The organism is Maritalea sp. (assembly GCF_051251695.1).
Lineage (GTDB): Bacteria > Pseudomonadota > Alphaproteobacteria > Rhizobiales > Devosiaceae > Maritalea.
Map to the genome: position 1 here is coordinate 80,080 of NZ_JBPOEU010000009.1, position 22,258 is coordinate 102,337.

17 protein-coding genes and 2 pseudogenes are annotated in these 22,258 nt (G+C 48.7%); 13 read left to right on the forward strand and 6 right to left on the reverse strand.

The window, feature by feature from the left end; genetic code table 11:
• Positions 1-21 precede the first annotated feature (21 nt).
• Genes lpdA through ACSHWX_RS07100 form a run of 3 tightly spaced genes read left to right on the forward strand, consistent with a single transcriptional unit; the run spans position 22 to position 2,933 of the window.
• Positions 22-1,461, forward strand: a complete 1,440-nt coding sequence (gene lpdA / locus ACSHWX_RS07090; protein WP_435667500.1) for a dihydrolipoyl dehydrogenase — start codon at positions 22-24, stop codon at positions 1,459-1,461.
• A gap of 59 nt (positions 1,462-1,520) precedes the next feature.
• Positions 1,521-2,474, forward strand: coding sequence for a lipoyl synthase (lipA, locus tag ACSHWX_RS07095; protein ID WP_435667501.1), 954 nt, complete (start codon positions 1,521-1,523; stop codon positions 2,472-2,474).
• Between the two features lie 15 nt (positions 2,475-2,489).
• Positions 2,490-2,933 (forward strand): type II toxin-antitoxin system RatA family toxin, encoded by a 444-nt coding sequence (locus tag ACSHWX_RS07100; protein ID WP_435667502.1) that lies wholly within the window; start codon positions 2,490-2,492, stop codon positions 2,931-2,933.
• Here the strand turns inward: ACSHWX_RS07100 and ACSHWX_RS07105 are convergent.
• Positions 2,915-3,418 carry a CinA family protein gene (locus tag ACSHWX_RS07105; RefSeq protein ID WP_435667503.1) on the reverse strand — a complete coding sequence of 168 codons (504 nt, stop codon included), beginning with the start codon at positions 3,416-3,418 and terminating at the stop codon, positions 2,915-2,917. The genes ACSHWX_RS07100 and ACSHWX_RS07105 overlap by 19 nt on opposite strands.
• A gap of 2 nt (positions 3,419-3,420) precedes the next feature.
• Complete coding sequence (locus ACSHWX_RS07110; protein ID WP_435667504.1) at positions 3,421-4,617, reverse strand: bifunctional 2-C-methyl-D-erythritol 4-phosphate cytidylyltransferase/2-C-methyl-D-erythritol 2,4-cyclodiphosphate synthase; 1,197 nt, start codon at positions 4,615-4,617, stop codon at positions 3,421-3,423.
• 177 nt (positions 4,618-4,794) lie between these two features.
• On the opposite strand from ACSHWX_RS07110, the gene dusB reads away from it, so the two are divergent.
• The 9 genes from dusB (at position 4,795) to hflX (ending at position 16,780) form a co-directional block, all read left to right on the forward strand.
• Positions 4,795-5,802 carry a tRNA dihydrouridine synthase DusB gene (dusB, locus tag ACSHWX_RS07115; protein WP_435667505.1) on the forward strand — a complete coding sequence of 336 codons (1,008 nt, stop codon included), beginning with the start codon at positions 4,795-4,797 and terminating at the stop codon, positions 5,800-5,802.
• Complete coding sequence (locus ACSHWX_RS07120; RefSeq protein WP_435667506.1) at positions 5,799-6,917, forward strand: two-component system sensor histidine kinase NtrB; 1,119 nt, start codon at positions 5,799-5,801, stop codon at positions 6,915-6,917. The genes dusB and ACSHWX_RS07120 overlap by 4 nt, the downstream gene beginning before the upstream one ends.
• Positions 6,910-8,358, forward strand: a complete 1,449-nt coding sequence (gene ntrC, locus ACSHWX_RS07125) for a nitrogen regulation protein NR(I) (protein WP_435667507.1) — start codon at positions 6,910-6,912, stop codon at positions 8,356-8,358. The genes ACSHWX_RS07120 and ntrC overlap by 8 nt, the downstream gene beginning before the upstream one ends.
• A gap of 152 nt (positions 8,359-8,510) precedes the next feature.
• Positions 8,511-10,787: an ATP-binding protein gene (locus tag ACSHWX_RS07130; RefSeq protein WP_435667508.1), complete on the forward strand. Its 2,277-nt coding sequence runs from the start codon at positions 8,511-8,513 to the stop codon at positions 10,785-10,787.
• On the forward strand, positions 10,788-12,167 hold the full coding sequence (gene ntrX, locus ACSHWX_RS07135; RefSeq protein ID WP_435667509.1) for a nitrogen assimilation response regulator NtrX: 1,380 nt from the start codon (positions 10,788-10,790) through the stop codon (positions 12,165-12,167).
• A gap of 20 nt (positions 12,168-12,187) precedes the next feature.
• A complete protein-coding gene (gene trkA / locus ACSHWX_RS07140) occupies positions 12,188-13,564 on the forward strand; it encodes a Trk system potassium transporter TrkA (RefSeq protein WP_435667510.1) in 1,377 nt (458 codons plus the stop codon).
• Between the two features lie 7 nt (positions 13,565-13,571).
• Positions 13,572-14,990, forward strand: coding sequence for a potassium transporter TrkG (locus tag ACSHWX_RS07145; protein ID WP_435667511.1), 1,419 nt, complete (start codon positions 13,572-13,574; stop codon positions 14,988-14,990).
• Between the two features lie 162 nt (positions 14,991-15,152).
• Positions 15,153-15,401 carry an RNA chaperone Hfq gene (gene hfq / locus ACSHWX_RS07150; RefSeq protein ID WP_435667512.1) on the forward strand — a complete coding sequence of 83 codons (249 nt, stop codon included), beginning with the start codon at positions 15,153-15,155 and terminating at the stop codon, positions 15,399-15,401.
• A gap of 107 nt (positions 15,402-15,508) precedes the next feature.
• Positions 15,509-16,780 (forward strand): GTPase HflX, encoded by a 1,272-nt coding sequence (hflX, locus tag ACSHWX_RS07155; protein WP_435667513.1) that lies wholly within the window; start codon positions 15,509-15,511, stop codon positions 16,778-16,780.
• 8 nt (positions 16,781-16,788) lie between these two features.
• On the opposite strand, the gene mazG is transcribed toward hflX, so the two are convergent.
• The 4 genes and pseudogenes from mazG to ACSHWX_RS07175 form a co-directional block, all read right to left on the reverse strand.
• Positions 16,789-17,589, reverse strand: coding sequence for a nucleoside triphosphate pyrophosphohydrolase (gene mazG / locus ACSHWX_RS07160; RefSeq protein ID WP_435667514.1), 801 nt, complete (start codon positions 17,587-17,589; stop codon positions 16,789-16,791).
• Positions 17,586-17,984: a DUF1801 domain-containing protein gene (locus ACSHWX_RS07165; protein WP_435667515.1), complete on the reverse strand. Its 399-nt coding sequence runs from the start codon at positions 17,982-17,984 to the stop codon at positions 17,586-17,588. Before ACSHWX_RS07165 ends, mazG begins: the two co-directional genes overlap by 4 nt.
• Positions 17,985-18,204: 220 nt before the next feature.
• The gene (locus ACSHWX_RS07170; RefSeq protein ID WP_435667516.1) at positions 18,205-20,034 is read right to left on the reverse strand and encodes an ABC transporter ATP-binding protein; all 1,830 of its coding nucleotides are present in this window, start codon (positions 20,032-20,034) and stop codon (positions 18,205-18,207) included.
• Between the two features lie 258 nt (positions 20,035-20,292).
• Positions 20,293-20,415: pseudogene (locus tag ACSHWX_RS07175) on the reverse strand (helix-turn-helix domain-containing protein); the annotation flags it as partial.
• A 277-nt stretch (positions 20,416-20,692) separates the two neighbouring features.
• Between ACSHWX_RS07175 and ACSHWX_RS07180 the strand changes: the two are divergent.
• A pseudogene (locus ACSHWX_RS07180) lies at positions 20,693-22,043 on the forward strand (IS3 family transposase).
• Positions 22,044-22,258 lie beyond the last annotated feature (215 nt).

The window sequence follows — 22,258 nt, forward strand, 5'->3', positions numbered from 1 at the left end:
GTCAACGACAAGGAAAAGACTATGGCAAATCAATATGATGTCATCATTATCGGTGGTGGACCTGGTGGTTACGTTGCTGCAATTCGTGGTGCGCAATTGGGCATGAAGGTTGCTGTCGTTGAGCGCGAGCATTTGGCTGGCATTTGCTCCAACTGGGGTTGTATTCCAACCAAAGCACTTTTGCGCAGCGCTGAAATCTATAGCCATATGGGTCATGCCAAGGACTTTGGATTGAAGGCTGGCGAATTCACATTTGAAATTTCAGACGTCGTGAAACGTTCTCGCCAAATTGCCAAACAGATGAACAATGGCGTTGGTTTTTTGATGAAGAAAAACAAAATTGACGTTATTTGGGGTGAAGCTGAAATCACCAAACCCGGCGAAGTCAAAGTTGGACCATCTTCCAAGCCCGTAATGGAGCCTTCGGTACCTGCGCCAAAAGGTGTGTTGCCGCACGGAACATACAACGCGAAACACATTATCGTTGCAACAGGGGCTCGTCCGCGCATTCTGCCGGGTATTGAGCCAGACGGCAAAAACATCTGGACGTATTTTGAAGCGCTTGTGCCGCAAGACATGCCCAAATCACTTGTGGTGATGGGGTCTGGCGCTATCGGTATCGAATTTGCCTCTTTCTATGCTTCCATGGGCGCAGATGTCACCGTTGTCGAGTTGATGAACAAAATCATGCCGGTGGAAGACGATGAGATTTCTGCGCACGCACGTAAGCGCCTTGAAAAACGCGGTATCAAAATTCTAACAGAGGCGAAGGTCGCTAAAGTTGAGAATTCTGACGCTGGCGTCAAAGCCCATGTGGAACTCAAGGATGGCCAGAAACAAGTTCTTGAGGCTGAAAAATTGATCTCTGCTGTTGGCGTTCAAGCAAACGTAGAGAATATCGGCCTTGAAAATGTTGGCGTAAAAACTGAACGCGGCTTTATCCAGATTGATGGATTTTGCAAAACCAACATTGATGGCATTTACGCAATTGGTGATGTGGCAGGTGCCCCCATGTTGGCGCATAAAGCTGAGCATGAAGGCGTTATGTGCATCGAAAAGATCGCTGGTAAAGATGTCCACCCAATGAACAAAAGCCAAATTCCGGGTTGTACCTATTGCGAACCACAAGTGGCGAGCGTAGGGATGACTGAACAGGCAGCCAAGGAAGCCGGCCGTGAAATTCGCGTGGGACGTTTTCCATTTATGGGCAACGGTAAGGCGATTGCACTGGGCGAGCCCGAAGGTTTGGTGAAAACCATCTTTGATAAGAAAACCGGTGAATTGCTGGGCGCGCACATGGTTGGCGCAGAAGTGACCGAACTCATTCAAGGTTTCGTTGTGGCGATGAATTTGGAAACAACTGAGGAAGAATTGATGCACACAATCTTCCCGCATCCCACCTTATCCGAAATGATGAAAGAGAGTGTCCTTGACGCGTACGACCAGGCACTCAATATATAGCACGAATTGTTGCTTCATCTTTTGAAGCGAACCGTCGATCTGACAAAGGAGCATCCGCCGTGGTGACTTTGCTTGATAATACGCACAAAGAGCGTCCGCGCCATCCCGAAAAGGCCAACCGGCCAGACACGGAAGTGCTGCGCAAGCCGTCTTGGATCCGAGTGAAAGCACCTGGTTCCAAAGGCTATGCTGAAACGCGAAAAATCGTAAAAGACAATAATATTGTCACGGTTTGCGAAGAGGCGGGGTGTCCGAACATTGGTGAATGTTGGGACAAAAAGCACGCCACCATGATGATCATGGGTGAGATTTGCACCCGAGCTTGCGCGTTTTGCAACGTACGAACAGGTATGCCGACGGCGCTCGATCCGAATGAGCCGCAGAATGTTGCCAACACGGTAAAGACCCTCGGACTAAAACACGTTGTGATTACCTCGGTTGATCGCGATGATCTTTCTGATGGTGGTGCTCAACATTTTGTCGATGTAATTCAAGCTGTTCGACAAACTTCGCCGGGTACAACCATTGAAATTTTGACCCCTGACTTCTTGCGCAAAGATGGCGCATTGGAAAAAGTCGTGGCGGCAAAACCTGATGTGTTCAACCACAATCTGGAAACCGTTCCGTCAAACTATCTCACCGTGCGCCCAGGGGCGCGTTACTTCCATTCGATTCGGTTGCTGCAAAAAGTCAAAGAGCTTGATCCAACAATGTTCACTAAATCTGGCATTATGGTTGGGCTTGGCGAAGAGCGGAACGAAGTGCTGCAGTTGATGGATGATCTGCGCGTTGCTGATGTGGATTTCTTGACCATTGGTCAATATCTGCAACCAACCCGCAAGCACCACAAGGTCGAACGTTTTGTAACGCCTGATGAATTCAAGGCGTTTGAACGCATTGCGTACACAAAAGGCTTCCTCATGGTGTCTTCCAGCCCACTGACGCGGTCTTCGCATCATGCTGGTGACGATTTTGAAAAATTGCGCAAAGCACGCGAAGCAAAACTGAGTTAGTCAGAAAATCCATTTATGACAAAAATTGCCTTTGAACGTGACGTGCCTCACACGGCACAACAAATGTTTGACCTCGCCAGCGATCTGGCGAGCTACCCGTCATTTGTGCCGAACTGTGATGGAATGAACATTGTGGACCTTCCCGAAGAGGGGAAATGCCTCGCGCGTATGCACATTTCGTTTGGCCCAATTTCCCAAGCTTATGAAAGCAAGGTATACGCAAACCGCGCAAACATGACCGTCACCGCCACTTCGAACGATGACCCATTTTCATTTTTGGAAAGCGAATGGCGTTTTACAGATACGGCCGCCGGCACACATGTCGATTTTGTGGTCGAGTTTGAAATGCGCAATCGCTTAATCGCAGCGGTCGCAGAGCCATTGTTTGCGAACAAGCAAAGCGAAATTGTAGATGCCTTTATGGATGAAGCGAAGAAACGTTACGGCAGTTCGCGTTGATCTAGACAGGCTAAAACAAGCATCAGCGCAACCCGTACGGTTTCTTCCCGCACTTCTTCGCGTCCAATGTCGCCAAAATTTCTAACAATATGGCTGGTTTTCTCGCCATCTGAACATGCAAAGTGTACGGTGCCAATGGGCTTTAACGCGCTGCCGCCTGATGGGCCAGCAATGCCAGTTACCGCAACTGACAGTGATGCTCCGGTTTCGCGTTGCGCACCTTGAGCCATTGCGCAGGCAACTTGTTTTGAAACGGCACCATTTTCATCAATTAGCTCCATTGGAATGCCCAACATTTCCGACTTAGCTTCGTTCGAGTAAGTAACAAAACCACCATGCACAGCATTGGAAGAGCCAGGAATTGCGGTGAGGGCACCTGCAATTAGGCCGCCTGTACAACTCTCAGCAGTTGTGATGGTAGCCCGCTTAGAGATCAATTGTTCGATGGTAATTTGAGCAAGATGTAAAACGTCATCTTCGAGCATGTTTAGTCCTCGATTGGAATTTCAACAGCAATTGCAGCTTGAGCAGCAATCCCTTCTTTGCGGCCTGTAAAACCAAGCCTTTCGGAAGTTGTCGCCTTTACCGAGACACGCGAAATGGCGATCCCACAGATATTTGCAATATTTTGCCGCATTGGAGTGCAGTGTGGCCCAATTTTCGGCTCCTCGCAAATAATTGTTAGATCAATATTGATCAATCGTCCGCCCTTAGCGCTGACGCGCTCAACTGCGTGTTTTAAAAATATAGCGGAATCTTTATTTTTCCACTTGTCGTCCGAGGGCGGAAAATGCTGCCCAATGTCACCTTCGGCGATCGCGCCGTAGATCGCGTCCGTAATGGTGTGAAGTGCCACATCAGCGTCTGAATGACCCTTGAGCTTCTTATCAAACGGTATATGGATGCCGCCCAGAATGACTTCACTGCCTGGCTCAAACGCATGCACGTCATAGCCCGAACCTACCCGTGTTTCGAGTGTTTTATTGTCGTTCATAAAGGAACGCGCCTCCACCAAGTCTTGCGCAAATGTAATTTTCTTGTTCGTTGGGTCACCGGGGACAATTATGACATCTATGCCTGCCCATTCAGCGATTGAGGCATCATCGGTAAATTCAATTTCCGGCTGCAATAGGGCTGTTTTGTGCGCATCAACAATTAAAGAATACTGGAAGCCTTGCGGCGTTTGCGCGACAAAGTGTTCTGCACGATCAAGCGTTTTGTTGATCGTTTTTCCGCCCGGCGCAAACTTTAGCGTATCGGTGATCGGCAGTGCCGGAATAGCACCGCCAAGTTGGCATTGTTGTATGACCGCGTCGATAAGCTGATAGCTGACCATTGGGCGCGCGGCATCGTGAATCAAAACGAGATCAGGTTCTGCTTGCGCAAGGAAATCCAACCCCGCCAGCACAGAAGATTGGCGAGAAACTCCACCTACAACTGCTGGCACTAGCTTTTCATGCTCAAGCGCTAGTGCCGCATAGAGCTCTTCATGACAAGCAGCTATTACAGGTAAAACTATGTCGACTTTATTATGATCAGTGAATGCACTTATGGTTGTTTCTAAAACAGTGCGGCCAACAAGCATTTGATATTGCTTCGGTGTGTCGTCACCATTAGTTCCTAATCGGGTCCCAGCCCCGGCAGCCACGATAATAACCGCTGTTTTTATTTGGCTTTTTGTCATACTTGGCTTTTTGTCTTGCTCGACATGGATTGCACAACTCGTTGCAATTTGGTTTATCGCTATCATCAAGTCAGCGCAAGCGCCCGACAGCTTCAATCATAAAACAGCAATTGTGCATTTGCCTAAATCGACAGATGTGTCTATTATTGTATCAACATTACAAGATGTACAAAATTTATGCAAAACAAGCTTAAGCCAATTCAAATCGGCAAACATATTTTCCCGTCAAACGCGTTTCTTGCGCCGCTTTCAGGGATAACTGACAAGTCATTTCGAACCATTGCCGCACGGTATGGGGCAGGGATGGTTGTGTCGGAAATGATTGCCAGTGCCGCGCTGATCAATGGGCATAAAGATATGGAGCGACGGCTGGGTAAACCCGAGCAATTGCCACATGTTGTGCAACTTGCTGGGTGTGAAGGACGTTGGCTTGGTGAAGGCGCGAAAATCGCGGAGCAAATTGGCGCAGACATTATCGATATCAATATGGGCTGTCCGTCAAAACGGGTTACAAACGGTTATGCGGGTTCGGCGCTTATGCGTGTCCCAGATAAAGCACAAGAACTGATCGAGGCCGTTTTGGGGGCAACATCATTGCCTGTGACGCTGAAAATGCGCCTTGGCTGGAATGATGACAGCTTGAATGCACCAGACATCGCGAAGAAAGCTGCGGCGGCGGGTGTTCAAATGATCACCATACATGGCAGGACGCGACAGCAATTCTACAAGGGTGATGCCAAGTGGCGACCGGTTAAAGATGTGGTCGCAGCCGTTAGCGTGCCGGTCGTTGTAAATGGCGATATCGTCGATATTCCAACAGCAAGGCGTGCATTGGAATACTCAGACGCTGCTGCTGTGATGATCGGACGTGGGGCGCAGGGCCAACCATGGTTATTGGGACAAGTTGGCGCAGCGCTCAACGATAACCCAATCCCAGGAACACCTTCGCTTGAAGAACGTAAAGCCCTCATTTTAGAACATTATCAGCTTATGATGGAAGAATATGGCCCAGCATTGGGTGTGCGCTGCGCGCGCAAGCATTTGGGTTGGTACATGGACATTTTAGCGCGAGAATTTGACGTGCCCCGTCATGTTCGTAATCCGCTTTTGACCGAAAGTGAACCGAGTGGCATTCCTTGCCTGATAGAAAAGCTATTTGATCAATTGGTGGAGAATGCTGCATGAGCACGACGTCATACGAACTGGCATTTACCGCCTTTCAGGCAATGACACAGCCTGTGCTTATCTGTGACGGTCAGCGCAAGATCATCATCGCCAACTACGCGGCGCAAGATTTTTTCCAAACGTCGGAAAGCCTGCTGAAACGACAACGTATCGATGATCATGTCGCCCCTTCGTCGCCGCTTCTCGGTCTACTCGCCCATGTCCACGAACATCAAGCTGCATCCAGCGAACATAAAATTGCCATCGGAAATGTAAATTTGCCCCACGAGCGGTTGGTTGATGTACATATTGCACCAATGGGGTCGGATCCAGATTTGGTTGTAATCACCTTTTTCGAACGCACCATGGCCGACAAAATTGATAAACAGCTTACCTCTCAAGGTGCTGCCCGGCAGGTTTCTGGCCTCGCAGCGATGCTAGCACACGAAATTAAGAACCCGCTTTCCGGTATTAAGGGCGCGGCACAATTGCTAGAACAAAGTGCAGCAGACGAAGACCGCCCCTTAGCAAAACTGATCCAGCAAGAAGTTGAACGGATTGTAAAACTGGTTGAGCGGATGGAGGTGTTTAGCGACGAGCGGCCGCCAGAGCTTGCCTCAGTCAACATCCATGAAGTCCTGAACCACGTTCTATTGTTAGCCGAAAATGGCTTTGCCAAAGGCGCCAATATCGAAAAACAATTCGATCCCAGTTTACCCCCGGTTCTGGGCAATTGGGATCAGTTGGTGCAAATTTATCTAAACCTCGTCAAAAATGCCGCTGAGGCCATTCGAGACATTGCAGGCGGTAAAATCAAAATTTCAACTGCCTACCGGCCAGGAATTCGCGTTGGCGTTTCAGGCACCAGAGAGCGATTGTCTCTACCCCTCGAAATCAGAGTGGAAGACAATGGCTCCGGAATTGACGAAGAAATGCTTCCGCACATATTTGAGCCATTTGTGACGTCAAAACAAACGGGCGGCGGGCTCGGTCTTTCTATGGTCGCAAAATTAATCCGAGGGCATGGCGGCATAGTTGATGTCGACTATGTGGGTGACAGAACAATCTTTAAAACGCTGCTGCCGATCGCTCGAAAATCGGACATTGGAAAACGTCAGGACACTGCAAATGACTAAGCAAACAATTCTGGTGGCAGACGATGACGCTTCAATTCGCTTGGTGTTGAGCCAAGCCCTAACTCGAGCCGGCTATGAAGTCCTGCCGATGAGCAACATTACCACCATGTGGAACCATGTGTCGCGTGGAGAAGGCGATTTGCTCATCACCGATGTTATGATGCCCGACGGTAACGCATTTGACATTTTACCAAAAATCAAAAAACAACGACCAGACTTGCCGTTTATCGTGATGAGCGCGCAAAACACGTTTATGACAGCCGTTAAGGCCAATGAAGCCGGGGCATTTGAATATTTGCCCAAACCATTTGATTTAGCGGAGGTCACCAACACCGCAGCGAAAGCCCTGCAAGACCGTGAGAACAAGAAAAAGAAATCGGTTGATGTCGACGTAGAGGATATGCCGCTTGTCGGCCGTTCCGCGCCAATGCAGGACATTTATCGAACGATGGCCCGTTTGATCCAGACTGACCTAACGGTCATGATTTCTGGTGAAAGCGGCACGGGCAAAGAAGTGGTTGCACGTGCGCTGCACGAGTTTGGTAAGCGGAAAAATGGGCCATTCAACGCCATCAATATGGCAGCTATCCCCCAGGATTTGATTGAATCCGAATTGTTTGGCCACGAAAAAGGTGCCTTTACAGGCGCAAATGCAAGAGCACGGGGGCATTTTGAGCTTTCAGCACGCGGCACGTTGTTTCTGGATGAAATTGGCGACATGCCGATGGCCGCCCAAACACGACTGCTTAGAGTTTTGCAAGAAGGTGAATTCACCCGCGTTGGTGGCCGCGAGACATTACAAACAGATGTTCGAATTATCGCGGCAACGCATAGAGACCTAAATCAGCTAATTCGCCAAGGTCTCTTCCGCGAAGATTTGTATTATCGTCTAAATGTTGTGCAATTGCGAATGCCTGCATTGCGCGAACGGCCCGAAGACATTTCCGATTTGGTGCGCCACTTCATCGAAAAATACAGCGAAGACACCAAGTTGCGTAAATCGATATCACCCGAAGCATTGGTCGTTATGGCGCAACATACTTGGCCAGGTAATGTGCGTGAGCTGGAAAACTTGGTGCATCGGTTTGTAGCGCTTTATCCGGAAGAAGCGATTTCACCGGAAATGGTCGCGGCTGAAATTGGCAGCACGCAGTCCGCACAAGGCACCAGCGCCGCGCCAATGGGCGAGGGGCAAAATCTGCACGAAAGCGTTGAACGCCATCTTATGCGTATATTTGCAGAAGCAGAGCCCAACTTACCTGCAGACGATCTTTATCATCGTATTGTCGATGAAATTGAAGTGCCGCTGTTGGAAATTACCATGTCAGCATGCAACGGCAATCAAGTAAAAGCTGCGCAGCTATTGGGCCTCAACCGCAATACTTTGCGCAAAAAATTAAACACCCACCATATTCGAGTTGCTAAGGGGCTCTCGCGTTAACGAGGAACCAGCTTTCAAAAACTTGTAGATCTTATCCACTGTCACATTTTGGCAACAATTTTCTTGCTCACTGGCTATAATTCGTTAAGTCTAACGGACTTGGTGTTACATTTGTGGCACAGTCTAATTGGACGACTTCTAGGATTCTTAGCTTGAGCAATACCGAAGCACCGCGCATTCGACAATTATTCCTCCAAAGAAATCGCTTCTTGCGTTTCTTGGGGCTTATTTTGGTGTTTGCCGCTTTGGTGTCTGCGACAGCCTCGTTCATGATGCTGACAGGCGTTGCGCCCATTCAACCTGATCCGTCAGCATGGCCAATTATTTGGTTAGTCAACGGCATACTAATTGTCCTCGTTATCGCGCTTTTGCTCACCGAAGCGTATTTGCTCTTGCAGGCGAGATTGGCAAAACAGTCCGGTGCCGGTTTGCATATACGGCTTGTTTCAATGTTTGCTGTTGCAGCTGCTGTGCCGGCGTTCATCGTTGCGGTGATCGCAACATTGGCGCTCAATCAAGGACTGGATCATTGGTTTTCAGAACGTTCACGTTCAATGGTTGAAAGCTCTAAGTCTGTCGCCCAATCATATTTGATCGAGCACGCCAATGTGCTTCGAGACGATATTTTGGCGGTTGCTGTTGAAGTGCAGAAAATCAAAAGCGTGTTTGATGGGAATAGGGCAAACTTTGCTGATGTTTTTACATCTTTGGCGCAGCGGCGATCATTGCCTTTTGCCTATATCGTAGATGAACAAAGAAACATTTTAACACGAGCGAAAATCAACGCGCCCGGTTTGCCGCCAGAGTTGCCGTTCGATTTTGATCTGTCGGAACTTGAACCCAAGGAAGTTGGGCTTATTGCACCCGGCGTACGCAACAATGTTGTTGGTGCGGTGGTTCGATTATCTGGTTATGACAAATTGTATTTGTTTGTCGCGCGTGGGGTTGACCCCCAGGTGCTCGAATATATGCGACTTGCCGAGCAAAATGTACTTGAGTATAGCGAATATGAGTCCAACCGCCTCGTGTTTCAGGTGACATTTGCCTTCATGTATGTCGGTTTGGCCTTCGTTGTACTTCTGGCCGCTGTTTGGCTTGGTATCGCGCTAGCGAACGGCTTGGTTACGCCGATTAGAAACATAATGGTCGCGTCTACCAAAGTGTCCGAAGGTGAGTTGGATGTTCGAGTGCCCGTAAAAGGGGTCAAGGGCGACCTGCAGGACCTCTCCAACCGATTTAACACGATGACTTCGCAATTGCGCGCACAACATGGCGCACTGCTATCCGCCAATGACACGATTGATCAGCGACGCCAGTTTACGGAGGCCGTGTTGGAAGGCGTGAGCGCAGGTATTGTCGGACTTGATCCAGAAGGTTGTGTCACCATAGTAAACGGCAGCGCCAACGCGATGTTTGGCGTTGATGATCAATCAATAATCGGCCAGAAAATGGGTGATGTGGTGCCTGCGCTTGCTGATTTTGTGCAGTCCGCGATCGGGTCCACAAGAGATCAAAACCAGGAACAAATTGAAATACAGTCCAATTTTGGCGAAGAGCGGGTCTATCAAGCAAGGATTACCCGCGAAGGCAGCAGTGAGAACTCGAAGGGGTATGTGATTACACTTGACGACATTTCAGATTTGATTGCCGCCCAACGCACAAGTGTATGGGCCGACGTTGCCCGCAGGATTGCCCATGAAATCAAAAACCCACTCACCCCAATCCAACTGTCAGCAGAACGACTTCGTCGTCGCTACCGAAAGCAGCTGGAAGGGGACTTTGAGGTTTTTGATAAATGTACTGAAACCATTATGCGCCAGGTTGGCGATATTGGCCGAATGGTAGATGAGTTTTCAACGTTTGCACGTATGCCCACTGCCAGCGTTGCGCCGGCCGATCTGCGCGAAACAGTAAAACAGGCCGTCTTTTCTGAAGGCGTGCGGCACCCTGAAATCAAAATTGTCACAAACCTACCCGACGAAAGTCTAGTTTTTGAATTCGATGAGCGATTGATCTCTCAGGTGTTAATTAATTTAATTAAGAATGCCTCAGAATCTCTTGAAAGTTCAAGAGATATCAATTCTTTTACTCCCCAAATTACAGTTTCAGTGGACATTAAAAAAGACGACGTTGTGACGATGGTTTCCGACAACGGCAAGGGATGGCCGGAAGAAAACAGATCTCGACTACTTGAGCCATATATGACGACACGGGGCAAGGGTACTGGGTTAGGGTTGGCCATTGTTTCAAAAGTTATTGAGCAGCATGATGGGCAGGTCGAAATGCATGATGCGGCACCTGATGAGAATGGAAATATTGGGGCGTGTTTTAAATTTACGCTGCCCTATCGCAAAGCGGCACAACTAGAAGAAAAAAAGAAAAACAAAGATCTGGGCCCTGATATGCCCATTTCGGTGATGGAAAAATAGATGGCCCAAGACGTACTTATCGTTGATGACGAAGAAGATATTCGCGACCTGATTTCCGGCATACTGGAAGATGAAGGATATGAAACCCGGTTAGCCCATGACGCAGATTCAGCTCTTAAAGCCATTGAAGCCCGCCGACCCGGTTTGGTGTTCTTAGATATATGGATGCAAGGGTCTCGACTTGATGGTTTGCAGCTTTTGGACGCCATTCAAGAACGACATAAGGGCATGCCCGTCGTCATGATCTCGGGTCACGGCAATGTCGAAACAGCAGTTTCGGCCATTCGAAGAGGCGCATATGATTATATCGAAAAGCCTTTTAAAATTGACCGGCTGCTGCTTATCGCCCAGAGGGCGCTCGAAACACGTCGACTAAAAGAGCAAGTGCAGGACTTAAAGGTTCGCTCTGGCGCTGACAACAATAAGCTTGTTGGGGCATCTGCGGCCCTTGCCAGCGTCAAATCGGCATTAAGCAAATGCGCAATGACCAATTCACGCGTGTTCTTTACGGGGCCATCTGGCACCGGCAAAGGACTTTGTGCGCGTAACCTTCACGAATTGTCCCATCGAGCAGCAGGGCCATTTGTCGAAGTCAATCTGGCCATGCACAGCGACGATGATCTTCCTGAAGTGCTGTTTGGTCGTGAAGTAAACGAAAATGGTTCAAAATCTATCCGCGCGGGCGCATTTGAACGTGCGCATGGAGGCACGATTTACCTCGCAGAAGTTGAGGTACTGTCTGCTGGATTGCAAAGCCAGTTATTGCGTGCAGTTGTCGAAAACAAGTTCACTCGAATTGATGGTGAAACACGGGTAGACGTTGATGTCAGGATCGTTTCGTCTTGTGCAACAAACATTTCTCGACTTGTTGAAGAGGGACAGTTTCGAGGCGATCTTTTCCACCGTCTTGCGGTGATTCCGTTGGCCTTACCGTCATTACGCGAGCGAAGGGAAGATATCCCGCCGCTGGTCGCGCAATTGGCGATAAACCTGCAGCACGTACATAACTTAAAGGCCTTTGAGATTGCAGATGATGCAATGGCGGTATTGCAAGCTCAAGATTGGCCAGGAAATGCACGTCAGCTACGTAACTCGCTTGAACGCCTAGTCATTTTGCACAGAGATAACTTTCCTGATGATGGCCGGATCACGGCTGAGATGCTACCAGCGGATATCGGAGAAGTTTTGCCGTCAGTCGAGGAGGGTGCTGAAAGCCCTCATTTGATGACCTTGCCGCTGCGGGAGGCGCGTGAAGTATTTGAACGCCAATATCTTGTTGCGCAGATTGAACGATTTGGCGGCAATATCTCGCGCACCGCAGAATTTGTTGGTATGGAACGCAGTGCTTTGCATCGCAAACTCAAATCATTGGGTCTTTAGGGCCTGACTAGGGAGCATTTATGCGCGTTATTATTAGTGGTGCCGGACAAGTTGGATATGGAATTGCTGAGCGATTGGCTATGGAATCCAACGAGGTGACTGTGATTGATAGCAACCCTGAGCTCGTGCAAAGGGTTCGCGATACATTGGATGCCCGTGGCGTACATGGCCACGGCTCTCATCCCGATGTTCTTGCACAAGCCGGCGCGCGCGAGGCAGACATGTTGATTGCCGTTACGCAGGTTGATGAAGTCAATATGACCGCATGTCAGGTTGGTCACTCAATTTTTAACATTCCTACTCGTATTGCCCGCATTCGCGCCCAAAGCTATTTGAAGTCAGAATGGAGCGATCTGTTTGCGCGGGATCACTTGCCTATCGACGTTATTATTTCGCCCGAAGTGGAAGTTGGCGATTTGATTTTACAACGCATGGCTTATCCAGGCGCACTAGATCTTGTGTCATTTGACGATGATCAAGTGCTGGTGATCACCGTGGCAGTAACTGAAGAATGTGCGATTATCGATACGCCTTTGCAACAATTGACAGAACTGTTTCCAAACTTGGAAGCCACAGTTATGGGCGTCCGCCGCGAAGGGGAAATGAAGGCCCTAAAATCCACCGACTATTTACTACCGGGCGATGAAGCAATTGTTGCCGTGGGGCGCTCGCAAGTGAACCGTGTTTTGGCCATGTTCGGCAAAGACGCTCCGTTTCCTGACAAAGTTGTTATCGGCGGGGCAGGCAATATTGGCCAATATGTCGCGAAGAAGCTTGAACAGCTTGGCGAAGGCATTTCAGTGCGCCTGATTGAGAACAATCGAGAGGTAGCTCAGCGCGCCGCTGAAAATCTTAGCCAGTCGATTGTTGTTTTTGGGGATGGCCTGCACGAAGACATAATGAATGAAGTGGGCATTCAAAATGCTCAAATGTATTTGGGTTTAACAAATGACGACGAGACAAATATTCTTTCGTCAGTTCTCGCCAGCGAGTTAGGCAAGGCGACAACAATTGCGCTCGTGAATCAACCTCAATACCCTCGATTTGCACGACGTCTTGGTGTCGATGCCTTTTTGAACCCACGTACTGTGACGGTATCCAAAATCTTGCGTCATGTGCGGCGGGGTCGAATTCGCGGCGTTTATACGTTGTATAACGGGGCAGCCGAACTGATCGAAGCTGAGGCGTTGGAAACATCGCCATTGGTGGGTAAACCCCTTAAAGACTTCGATTTCGGCACCGGCGTGCGGATTGGCGCGATTATTCGCGGTGGAAATGTTATGGTGCCGACGGGGCAAACGCGCATTGAGGCCGGTGATTTGGTTATTGTTTTCGCACTTGCTGACGCCGTTCGCAAAGTGGAACAAATGTTCCGCGTTAGCATCGATTTCTTTTAGAACCGATATGCCAACAATCCTTTCCATATGTAGTTTAATTCTAGCTGGCTTTGCATTTTGTTTGTGCGCGCCGTTTGGTGTTGCTGTAATCGGTCAAAATGAGGCGATGATTGAAGGCTTTGCACTGCTGATCATTGCCTATCTGTTCTTTTCAGCCATCATTTTACTCTCGTTCAATGGGCAGGATCGCAAGCTTTCACGCGGTCGAATTTTCGTCATGTCGTTATGCTGCTGGTTGACGCTGGCCAGCGCCGCAACGCTACCCTTTATCCTATTGGAAGGGATGTCACTGCACCGCGCGTGGTTTGAAGCTGTTTCGGCCACCACGTCCCTTGGCACGACGTCGGTGAGCGTTGATATGATCAGTACGCCTATGAAAACGTACCGCGCTGTCACCGCATGGTTTGGCGGGTTTTTGACCCTTGCTCTAATTGTTTATGTACTGAGCCCTTATCGAGTTGGTGGCGTGCCAAATCGTGACTTGCGATTTGTGTTGCACGGCACCGGTGCAGGAGGGCCAAGACTACTCCGAACATTGGGCGAAATTGCCGTGCCCTATGCAACCCTAACGCTAACTTGTATGTTACTGCTTTTTGCACAGGGTGTGCGGCCACTGGATGCGGTTTTGGCTTCAACTGCGGCGATGTCGACAAACGGTTTTTTGCCAACGGCATCAGGCGGATCGATCTTTAACAACTTTACTGCCGAGATAACGCTGATCGTATTCATGATCATCGGTGGAACAAGCATCATTTGGCACCGAATGATAGTAACGCGTCGCTTTGAATTGTTGATGCGGGAACATCGCGAAAGTTTTGCGGTCGTGTTTCTCATATTGGGGCTAGGTATGCTGTTGTCGATCGTAAATGGGGCGGCAGATGAAGGCAGCTTTGAATTCTTACGCCACATCTTTGATGTCGCATCGATAATGACAACGACAGGGATTACACACAATCCAAACGCTGGCATCAGCGTACCACTTCTCCTCAGCTTCATGCTTGCAATGGGCGGCGCAACAACATTCTCGACCAGCGGCGGCATTAAGCTCTATCGGTTGGGCGTGATGATGTCGAATTCTCTTGCTGAGGCACGTCAACTCGTTTTCCCCAACGCCATCATGGCCAACCGTTTCACCGATGGGCTTTTTGGCGCGCGCGCGATCAAGGCGATTTGGAGCTATTTTTTCTTGTTCATCCTAACCCTCAGCGTCGGAATTTTCGGTTTTACTATTTTGGGTATGCCGTTCGAAAGTGCGTTATCCACGGGAATTGGCAGCATTAACTCGGTCGCAAATTTGGTTGATTCATCCTATATACAAGGTGAGGGTGGGGCAGCTATTGGCCTGTGGGCATCTGGCTTGGCCCTTGCCGGACGTATTGAAATATTGGTGTTTTTCGCCGCTTTCGCTGATTTTCGGCAGCAATGATGACCCAAACCAATTGACAGCCTGCATTTGAGTGCGTACCGATTGTGTTGCGGTAAATTATTAAAGTTTTATTCAACACCAATTGTTGGTAATAAAATGAGAACTTATTCTTGGCATTGAAGGTAATTTTTTGCCGAATTTGCCCAAAAAAGAGGCCAACCAATGCCCAACGAGAAAAACCAAAATCTTCAAGACTCGTTCCTGAATAATGTACGCAAGAACAAAATCCCAGTGACAATCTTTCTTGTAAACGGTGTGAAGCTTCAGGGCGTCATCACTTGGTTTGACAATTTTTGTCTATTATTGCGACGTGAATCTCAGTCTCAACTGGTCTACAAACATGCCATTTCCACCATTATGCCGGGCGCACCTATTCAGTTGTTTGACCCAGAAACTAGCGACAAAGGTTAACTGGGCTGTCAGAAAAATCCAAAATTGAAAATCAAGTTGGCGTCGACTTTAAAAAGGGCGACGCTGCCTATCATGATCGTCGTGTAGCTGCCACGCGCACCCTATTGGTGTGTCCAGACGTTACGCGCGGACCACGCAGGCGGACGATTGAGGCGCGGCTTGAAGAGTTTAAAAGTCTCGCGAGCGCCATAAATTTGGAAGTTATCGACGACCATATTTTCAATGTCCGTGAAGTGAAACCGGCCACCTTTATTGGCGGCGGTCAAGTTGAACAACTTTGCCAGCAGGTTGAAGATGACGAGATAACTCTGGTCCTTATCGACTGCCAGCTAACCCCAATTCAACAACGTAATTTGGAAACGCGGTTGGGCGCGAAAGTACTTGATCGAACAGCGCTTATCCTTGAAATTTTTGGTGATAGAGCGGCAACTCGTGAAGGTGTGCTTCAAGTTGAGCTTGCGCACCTTAACTACCAACGCGGGCGCTTGGTGCGGTCATGGACCCACCTTGAGCGACAACGTGGCGGCATGGGGTTTGTCGGTGGACCCGGTGAAACACAAATCGAGTCGGACAGACGATTGCTGCAAGAGCGGGTGAACCTACTCAATAAGCGGCTTGCTAAAGTTCAAAAAACCCGTTTTGAACAACGAAAATCGCGCCAATCCATTCCGTTTCCGATTATTGCATTGGCTGGATACACAAACGCTGGCAAATCGACTTTGTTTAATGTTTTGACAGATTCTGAAATCAATGCCGAAGACCAGCTTTTTGCGACGCTCGATACGACTGTGCGTCGCGCAACTTTGCCCCATAAGCGCGAAGTCGTGTTTTCAGACACGGTTGGATTTATCGCCGATCTGCCGACGGACCTAGTTGCTGCATTCCGTGGCACTTTGGAAGAGGTAACAGAAGCTCATGTTGTCTTGCATGTCCGCGATGTGGCGAATGATGACTATGTTGCCCAAGCCCAAGATGTGAATGACGTTTTGGCCGACCTTGATGTTTCACCGGAGACGGTGCCGTTCATTGAGGTTTGGAACAAGATTGACGCGCTCACTGCCGACGAACTTGAGTTGCGCCGTCGCCACAGAAACCCCAATCTAACGGTTGTTGAAATTTCTGCTCAGACCGGCGAGGGCATCGACGATCTACTTGCAGCGATTGAAGAGGAACTGAGCAAATCAGGACGTTTTCAAGTGGTTATGTTGCCGCATAAGCACGCAGGTATTGCACACTGGCTGTATGAAAATGGCGAGGTTCTAAGCGCAGCCGCGGATGAAGAACACGATGCAACACGGTACGAAGTGCGCATATTGAAAAACAAAATGTCGCCATTTCTCGAAAAATTCGACAAGTTTGTTGTTGAAGGGCAGCAGTAGGTTTAGCTTTATTCCTTATCTGCCTTTCGAATTTCCGACCAATATTCTTCCAGTTTAGTAAGACCTGCTTTTTGGATTTCCATATCATCCTCAAGGCAACGTTTTTCAACATATTTAAACCGACGGATGAATTTCTGGTTGGCTTTCGAGAGGGCGACCTCGGGATCGATATTGGATTTTCGAGCGACTGACGACATAGCAAACAGCAAGTCGCCTAGCTCTTCTTCAAGTCGTTCGTGATTGTCATCTTCTAGTTCGACAGCAACTTCGTCGAGTTCCTCACGTACCTTATCCAAAGCCTGCCTTGCATCAGGCCAGTCAAAGCCGACCCGCGCAGCACGTTTAGCAAGTTTGTTAGCCCGCGTTAGGGCAGGGAGTGCCCGTGGCACGTCATCCAGAACGGATGGTTCCCCATCCTGCGCTTTTGCAAGTCGTTCTTCTGCCTTAATAGATTCCCAGTTCGAATTGACGGCTTCTGCATCATCCAGTGTTTGCTGTGCAAAAACATGGGGATGTCGTCGAATGAGTTTCTCGCAAATGCCGTAAACCACATCACCAAAATCGAATTTATCAACCTCTTTTGCCATCTGGGCGTAATAGATAGGTTGGAATAAGAGGTCACCAAGCTCGGCTTTCAGATCCGAAAAATCCTCGCGCTCAATCGCATCCGCAACTTCATAGGCCTCCTCAATCGTGTGAGATTTGATGGAATTGAAATCTTGCTTCAAATCCCAAGGACAGCCGGTTTCAGGGTCGCGCAGCCGGTGCATTATCTCGATTAGAGTTGCAATATCTCGGCTTGGCTTCATAGTTTTGCTCTTTTGTTTTGATGGTAGGTCAATGCAAGGGCAATAACGTGCCGTAGCTCAGCTTCAACAGGTTCAAGATGATTCGGCAGCACAATTTCTCTCGTGCCCACCAAATCGAACGTGTCGCCATATAATTCGCGCACCTGATCAACAAGATTGGTTGTACAATGCACATACAAGGAGATTGATCTCGAACCATTTTGATCAATTCTAATCGTTGTGCCGGATTTTGGTTTTTGAGTTAAAAAACTGATTTGGTTCCATTTCAACGCTTCCACAACTTGCCCACATTTGGGCGTTTGGGATGCCACATCATGGACAAGCGCACGAACCCGTGCGAGCGCAGATTTCGAGGCTGGTGCATAATCGAGCAATCGTTGATCTATAATGTTCATATAAAAACAGGTTGGTTAGGCTTTATTCAGCAATAAACAGTGACCGAATGAGCGGCAAATCAATGTTGGGTTACACGTCTATCATACCCATTTTGACTTTGAACGCGAACGGATAAATCCGCCATGTCCAATAGATAAAGTTTGTGAGATTTCCAGATCGAGTTGATGTTTTCCATCCAGATATGGGCCGCCGCCGACAAGCGGCGGGGGCCCGTTTTAACTAAAGTGTTCCCAACAGACCATCCACTTGCATGTTCCACAACTTGGCGTATAGACCGTGCTTTGCCAACAAGTCTTTATGTGTGCCAAATTCAACGACTGCTCCATTGTCGATCACCGCGATTTTGTCCATGTGTGCGATGGTTGAAAGCCGGTGTGCAATGGCGATTACCGTCTTGTCCGACATGAAATCATAAAGCGTTTCCAAGATTTCAGCTTCCACCTGAGAATCAAGTGCCGAAGTCGCTTCATCCAAAATAAGGATTGGTGCATTTCTCAAGAGAGCGCGGGCGAGCGAAACCCGCTGTTTTTGACCACCAGAAAGGCGAACGCCACGTTCTCCAACTATAGCGTCATACCCCGCGTTCCCGTGATAGTCCTTAATGGACCTGATGAAATCATCCGCTTTTGCCTTACGAGCGGCAGCTATGAGCTCTGAAATCGAAGCATCACTTTGACCCAAACTAATGTTCTCTCGAATAGAACGGTTTAGAAGCGAGGCATCTTGAGCCACAGAGGCAATGTTTTGACAAAGACTGTCTTGTTTGATGAGAGAAATGTCTTGCTGGTCGACAAAAATATGGCCGCCTTCAGGCTGATAATGACGCATCAATAGATTGACGATCGTGGATTTCCCCGCGCCAGATGGTCCAACAAGAGCCACTTTTTCACCTGCACCAATATCCAGTGACAATTCACTTAGTCCGCCTGTGGATTGACCATAGCGATGGGTAACGTTGTCAAACTTTATCGCTCCGCCTTTAAAAATAAATGCCGGCGCATTGGGCGCATCTTTGATGTTTATCGGTTGCGCAATGGAGCTCAGTGCTTCGCGGGTTGCACCTATATTGCCATAGATTGACGCAACAGAGTCCAACATCCATTCAGCCATGCTAGAAATGCGTGTCGCCAGGGCAAGTGACGCCGCAACCATGCCCAACATAGCATCGCCGGATTGCCACAGCAAAATGGAATAGCCAACCAAACCAACAAGCAAAAGATTGCTTAAAAACACCATCCCCACATTGATCAAAACTTCGAACCGTTGAACCCCAATAAATGACGTTAGGGCGTTTTGAAATTTTAGGAATGTGTTGGGGTCTTCGTGGGACTGATCGGTGAATAGTTTGACCGTTTCAATGTTGCTATATGCATCAACAAGTTGACTGGTTAGCTCGGTTTTTGAGTTTTCAAACTTCTCGTAATTGTCCCTAAAACGCGGCACAGCGTAGACCATATGCGCACCATATAGTCCCGCCCAAATCAAAAGCGGAATGGCCAGTCGGATGTCAATCGCAGCGAGGAGCCAAACCGAACAAATGAAATATGTCACCACATAAATCAATGTGTGCAGAACGGCGTAAACAACATTGGTGGCGGATACGCCGAGCTCTCGAACCCTTGTGGCCAATTGCCCTGATTGCTGGTTTTTAAACCAGCCAACCGATTGTTTCATTATATGCTGATGTGCGCGCCAGCGGATCAAACTCACCGTGGCGGGGCGAAAAGCAATATCGTCCAATGCCTCATTCAAAAGTGCTACACCGGGACGTAAAACCAAGAGAACGAGGACGGCGAGGAGCATTTCACCGCCCATGTCTTGCCATATGTTAGTCCGTTCTATGCTGACCAATTGATCAATCAGGTGGCCCGCATAATAAACCAGCCAAACCTCGATTAAAGCCGCAAAAATGGTGGTGATGAAACAAATCAAGACGATCCGACGCATTGGACGCAAATTTTGAAGGATAAAAGACAGCGCACCAGATGCCGGCGTTACGGCAGCATAGCGCTGAAACGGATCAACAAGACCCGCAACAAATCTAAACATGTAAGAATTTCCTAGAGAATATTTGTCAGATGCACTGTGGGCTTCGCCCAAACAGCAATTGCAACTCGCTTAAGCGAATTTCCCTTGTAATAGTATCATCTGGCAATCTCCTGTTCTCTAATGCAATGAGCGTAGAAAACATTGGACGTTCCGTCAAGCGGGAATAGGTTCGCCAAATACCAATTCATGCGCGCCCGGAACTGATTGAATCTGAGCCTTATCCATCAAACAAAATGCAGTCGAAAGGCCATCAGCTCGTATTGTAGATCGATGACGGTTTAAAACCCGAGCCATTTCGTCGACTGCTACGCGAGCGTGTCTCCAACGTTCGATCTTGCGTCGTTCTTCGAGTGAGATTTGTGTATTTGGTGCCCATGACATATTCCTCCTGTTTGATAACACATTGTTTTCAAACAAAAGTCGCACTTCAAGGTAGCGCGTACCCTACTACATGAGTTGTCTCTGCAAAGATAAAACAAGAGAGTTTGTGCAAAGCTCAAATGCGACACTCTTAGAGCTTGAGGCCATCGGATGACCGCAAGAGTCAAAGCCAATGTGGCAAAACGTCAACGTGTCTGACGTCAGCGCGTATGGGTCCAAGTAGTGTAATTTGATAAGAGAGTGTTTTAGGCTCATCGCAACCACCAAGGAGTGGAAGATGAGACAGACCAGTGGAACTCGAAAGAGCCATGGCGAGAAGATCGTCAAAGACATCAAGCGTGCCACACGTAAGCAGTATTCACCCGAAGAGAAGATCAGGATCGTGTTGGACGGTCTTCGTGGCGAAGACAGCATTGCTGAGCTGTGCCGTCGTGAGGGTATATCCCAGGGCATCTATTACAAATGGTCGAAGGACTTCTTGGAGGCTGGTAAGCGGCGCTTAGCAGGCGACACGGCCCGTGCTGCGAACTCGGACGAAGTGAAGGATCTTCGCCGTGAAGCGCGTGATCTAAAGCAAGTTGTTGCAGAACAAACGCTTGAACTCCGGCTGCTCAAAAAAAGCATGACCGGGAATGGGGCGACCAAGAATGAGATATCCCGCATCTGAGAAACTAGAGATTATAGAACTGGTCGAGGGATCACATTTGTTAGCCCGACAGACTTTGGCAAAGCTGGGTATACCTCGCACCACGTTCTACCGTTGATATGACAGGTATCTTCAACGTGGTGAGGCAGGATTGCAGGATCAATCCCCCAAACCAAAACATATCTGGAACCGCATTCCTGACGAAGTTCGGCGCAAAGTCGTCAAGCTGGCGTTGACGGAGACGGAGCTGTCACCTCGAGAACTGGCGGTGACATTCACAGACAGGGAAAGCTACTTTGTGTCAGAGGCTTCGGTCTATCGCGTATTGAAAGCGCATGACCTGATCACCAGCCCAGCCTTTATCGTCATCAAGGCAGCCAATGAATTCAAAGACAAAACCACCGCGATCAACCAGTTGTGGCAGACGGACTTCACCTATCTGAAGATTATCGGCTGGGGTTGGTTCTATCTCAGTACAATACTGGACGATTACAGCCGTTACATCATTGCGTGGAAGCTGTGCACAAACATGAGGACCCAGGATGTAACCGACACTCTAGACCTAGCGTTGCAGGCATCAGGTTGCGACCAGGTTCACGTCGTTCACAAGCCACGACTACTCAGCGACAATGGCTCCAGTTATGTTTCTGGGGAATTGGGTGACTGGCTGCAAGACAAGGGAATGAAACACACTCGCGGTGCACCGTATCATCCCCAGACCCAGGGTAAGATCGAAAGATGGCACCAAACCCTGAAGAACCGCATTCTGCTGAACCACTACTTTTTGCCTGGTGATCTCGAAGCGCAAATCGAAGCTTTCGTCGATCACTACAACCATCGGCGCTACCACGAGAGCCTGAACAATGTGACACCTGCTGATGTCTACTTCGGACGCGACAAAGCCATTCTAAAACAACGAGAAAGGATCAAAAGAGAAACACTAGAAACGCGGCGCTTGCAACACAGACAACGCGCTGCATAATGAAACCAATCAGATGAGCTAAACTCTCTCTTAGTTTAAGCAGCCATTGGTTCCAAAAACCCTGACGACGGACAATCAAATTACACTACTTGGACCCATACGCGCTGACGTCAGACAGTAAAATGCGTGAACGTATGAAGCTTGCGCGGTGCCTGTCAAAAGATGTTGTTTCCATGCAGAATTGGTCGCCAAAACGCATTTTGGAATAAGGTCTT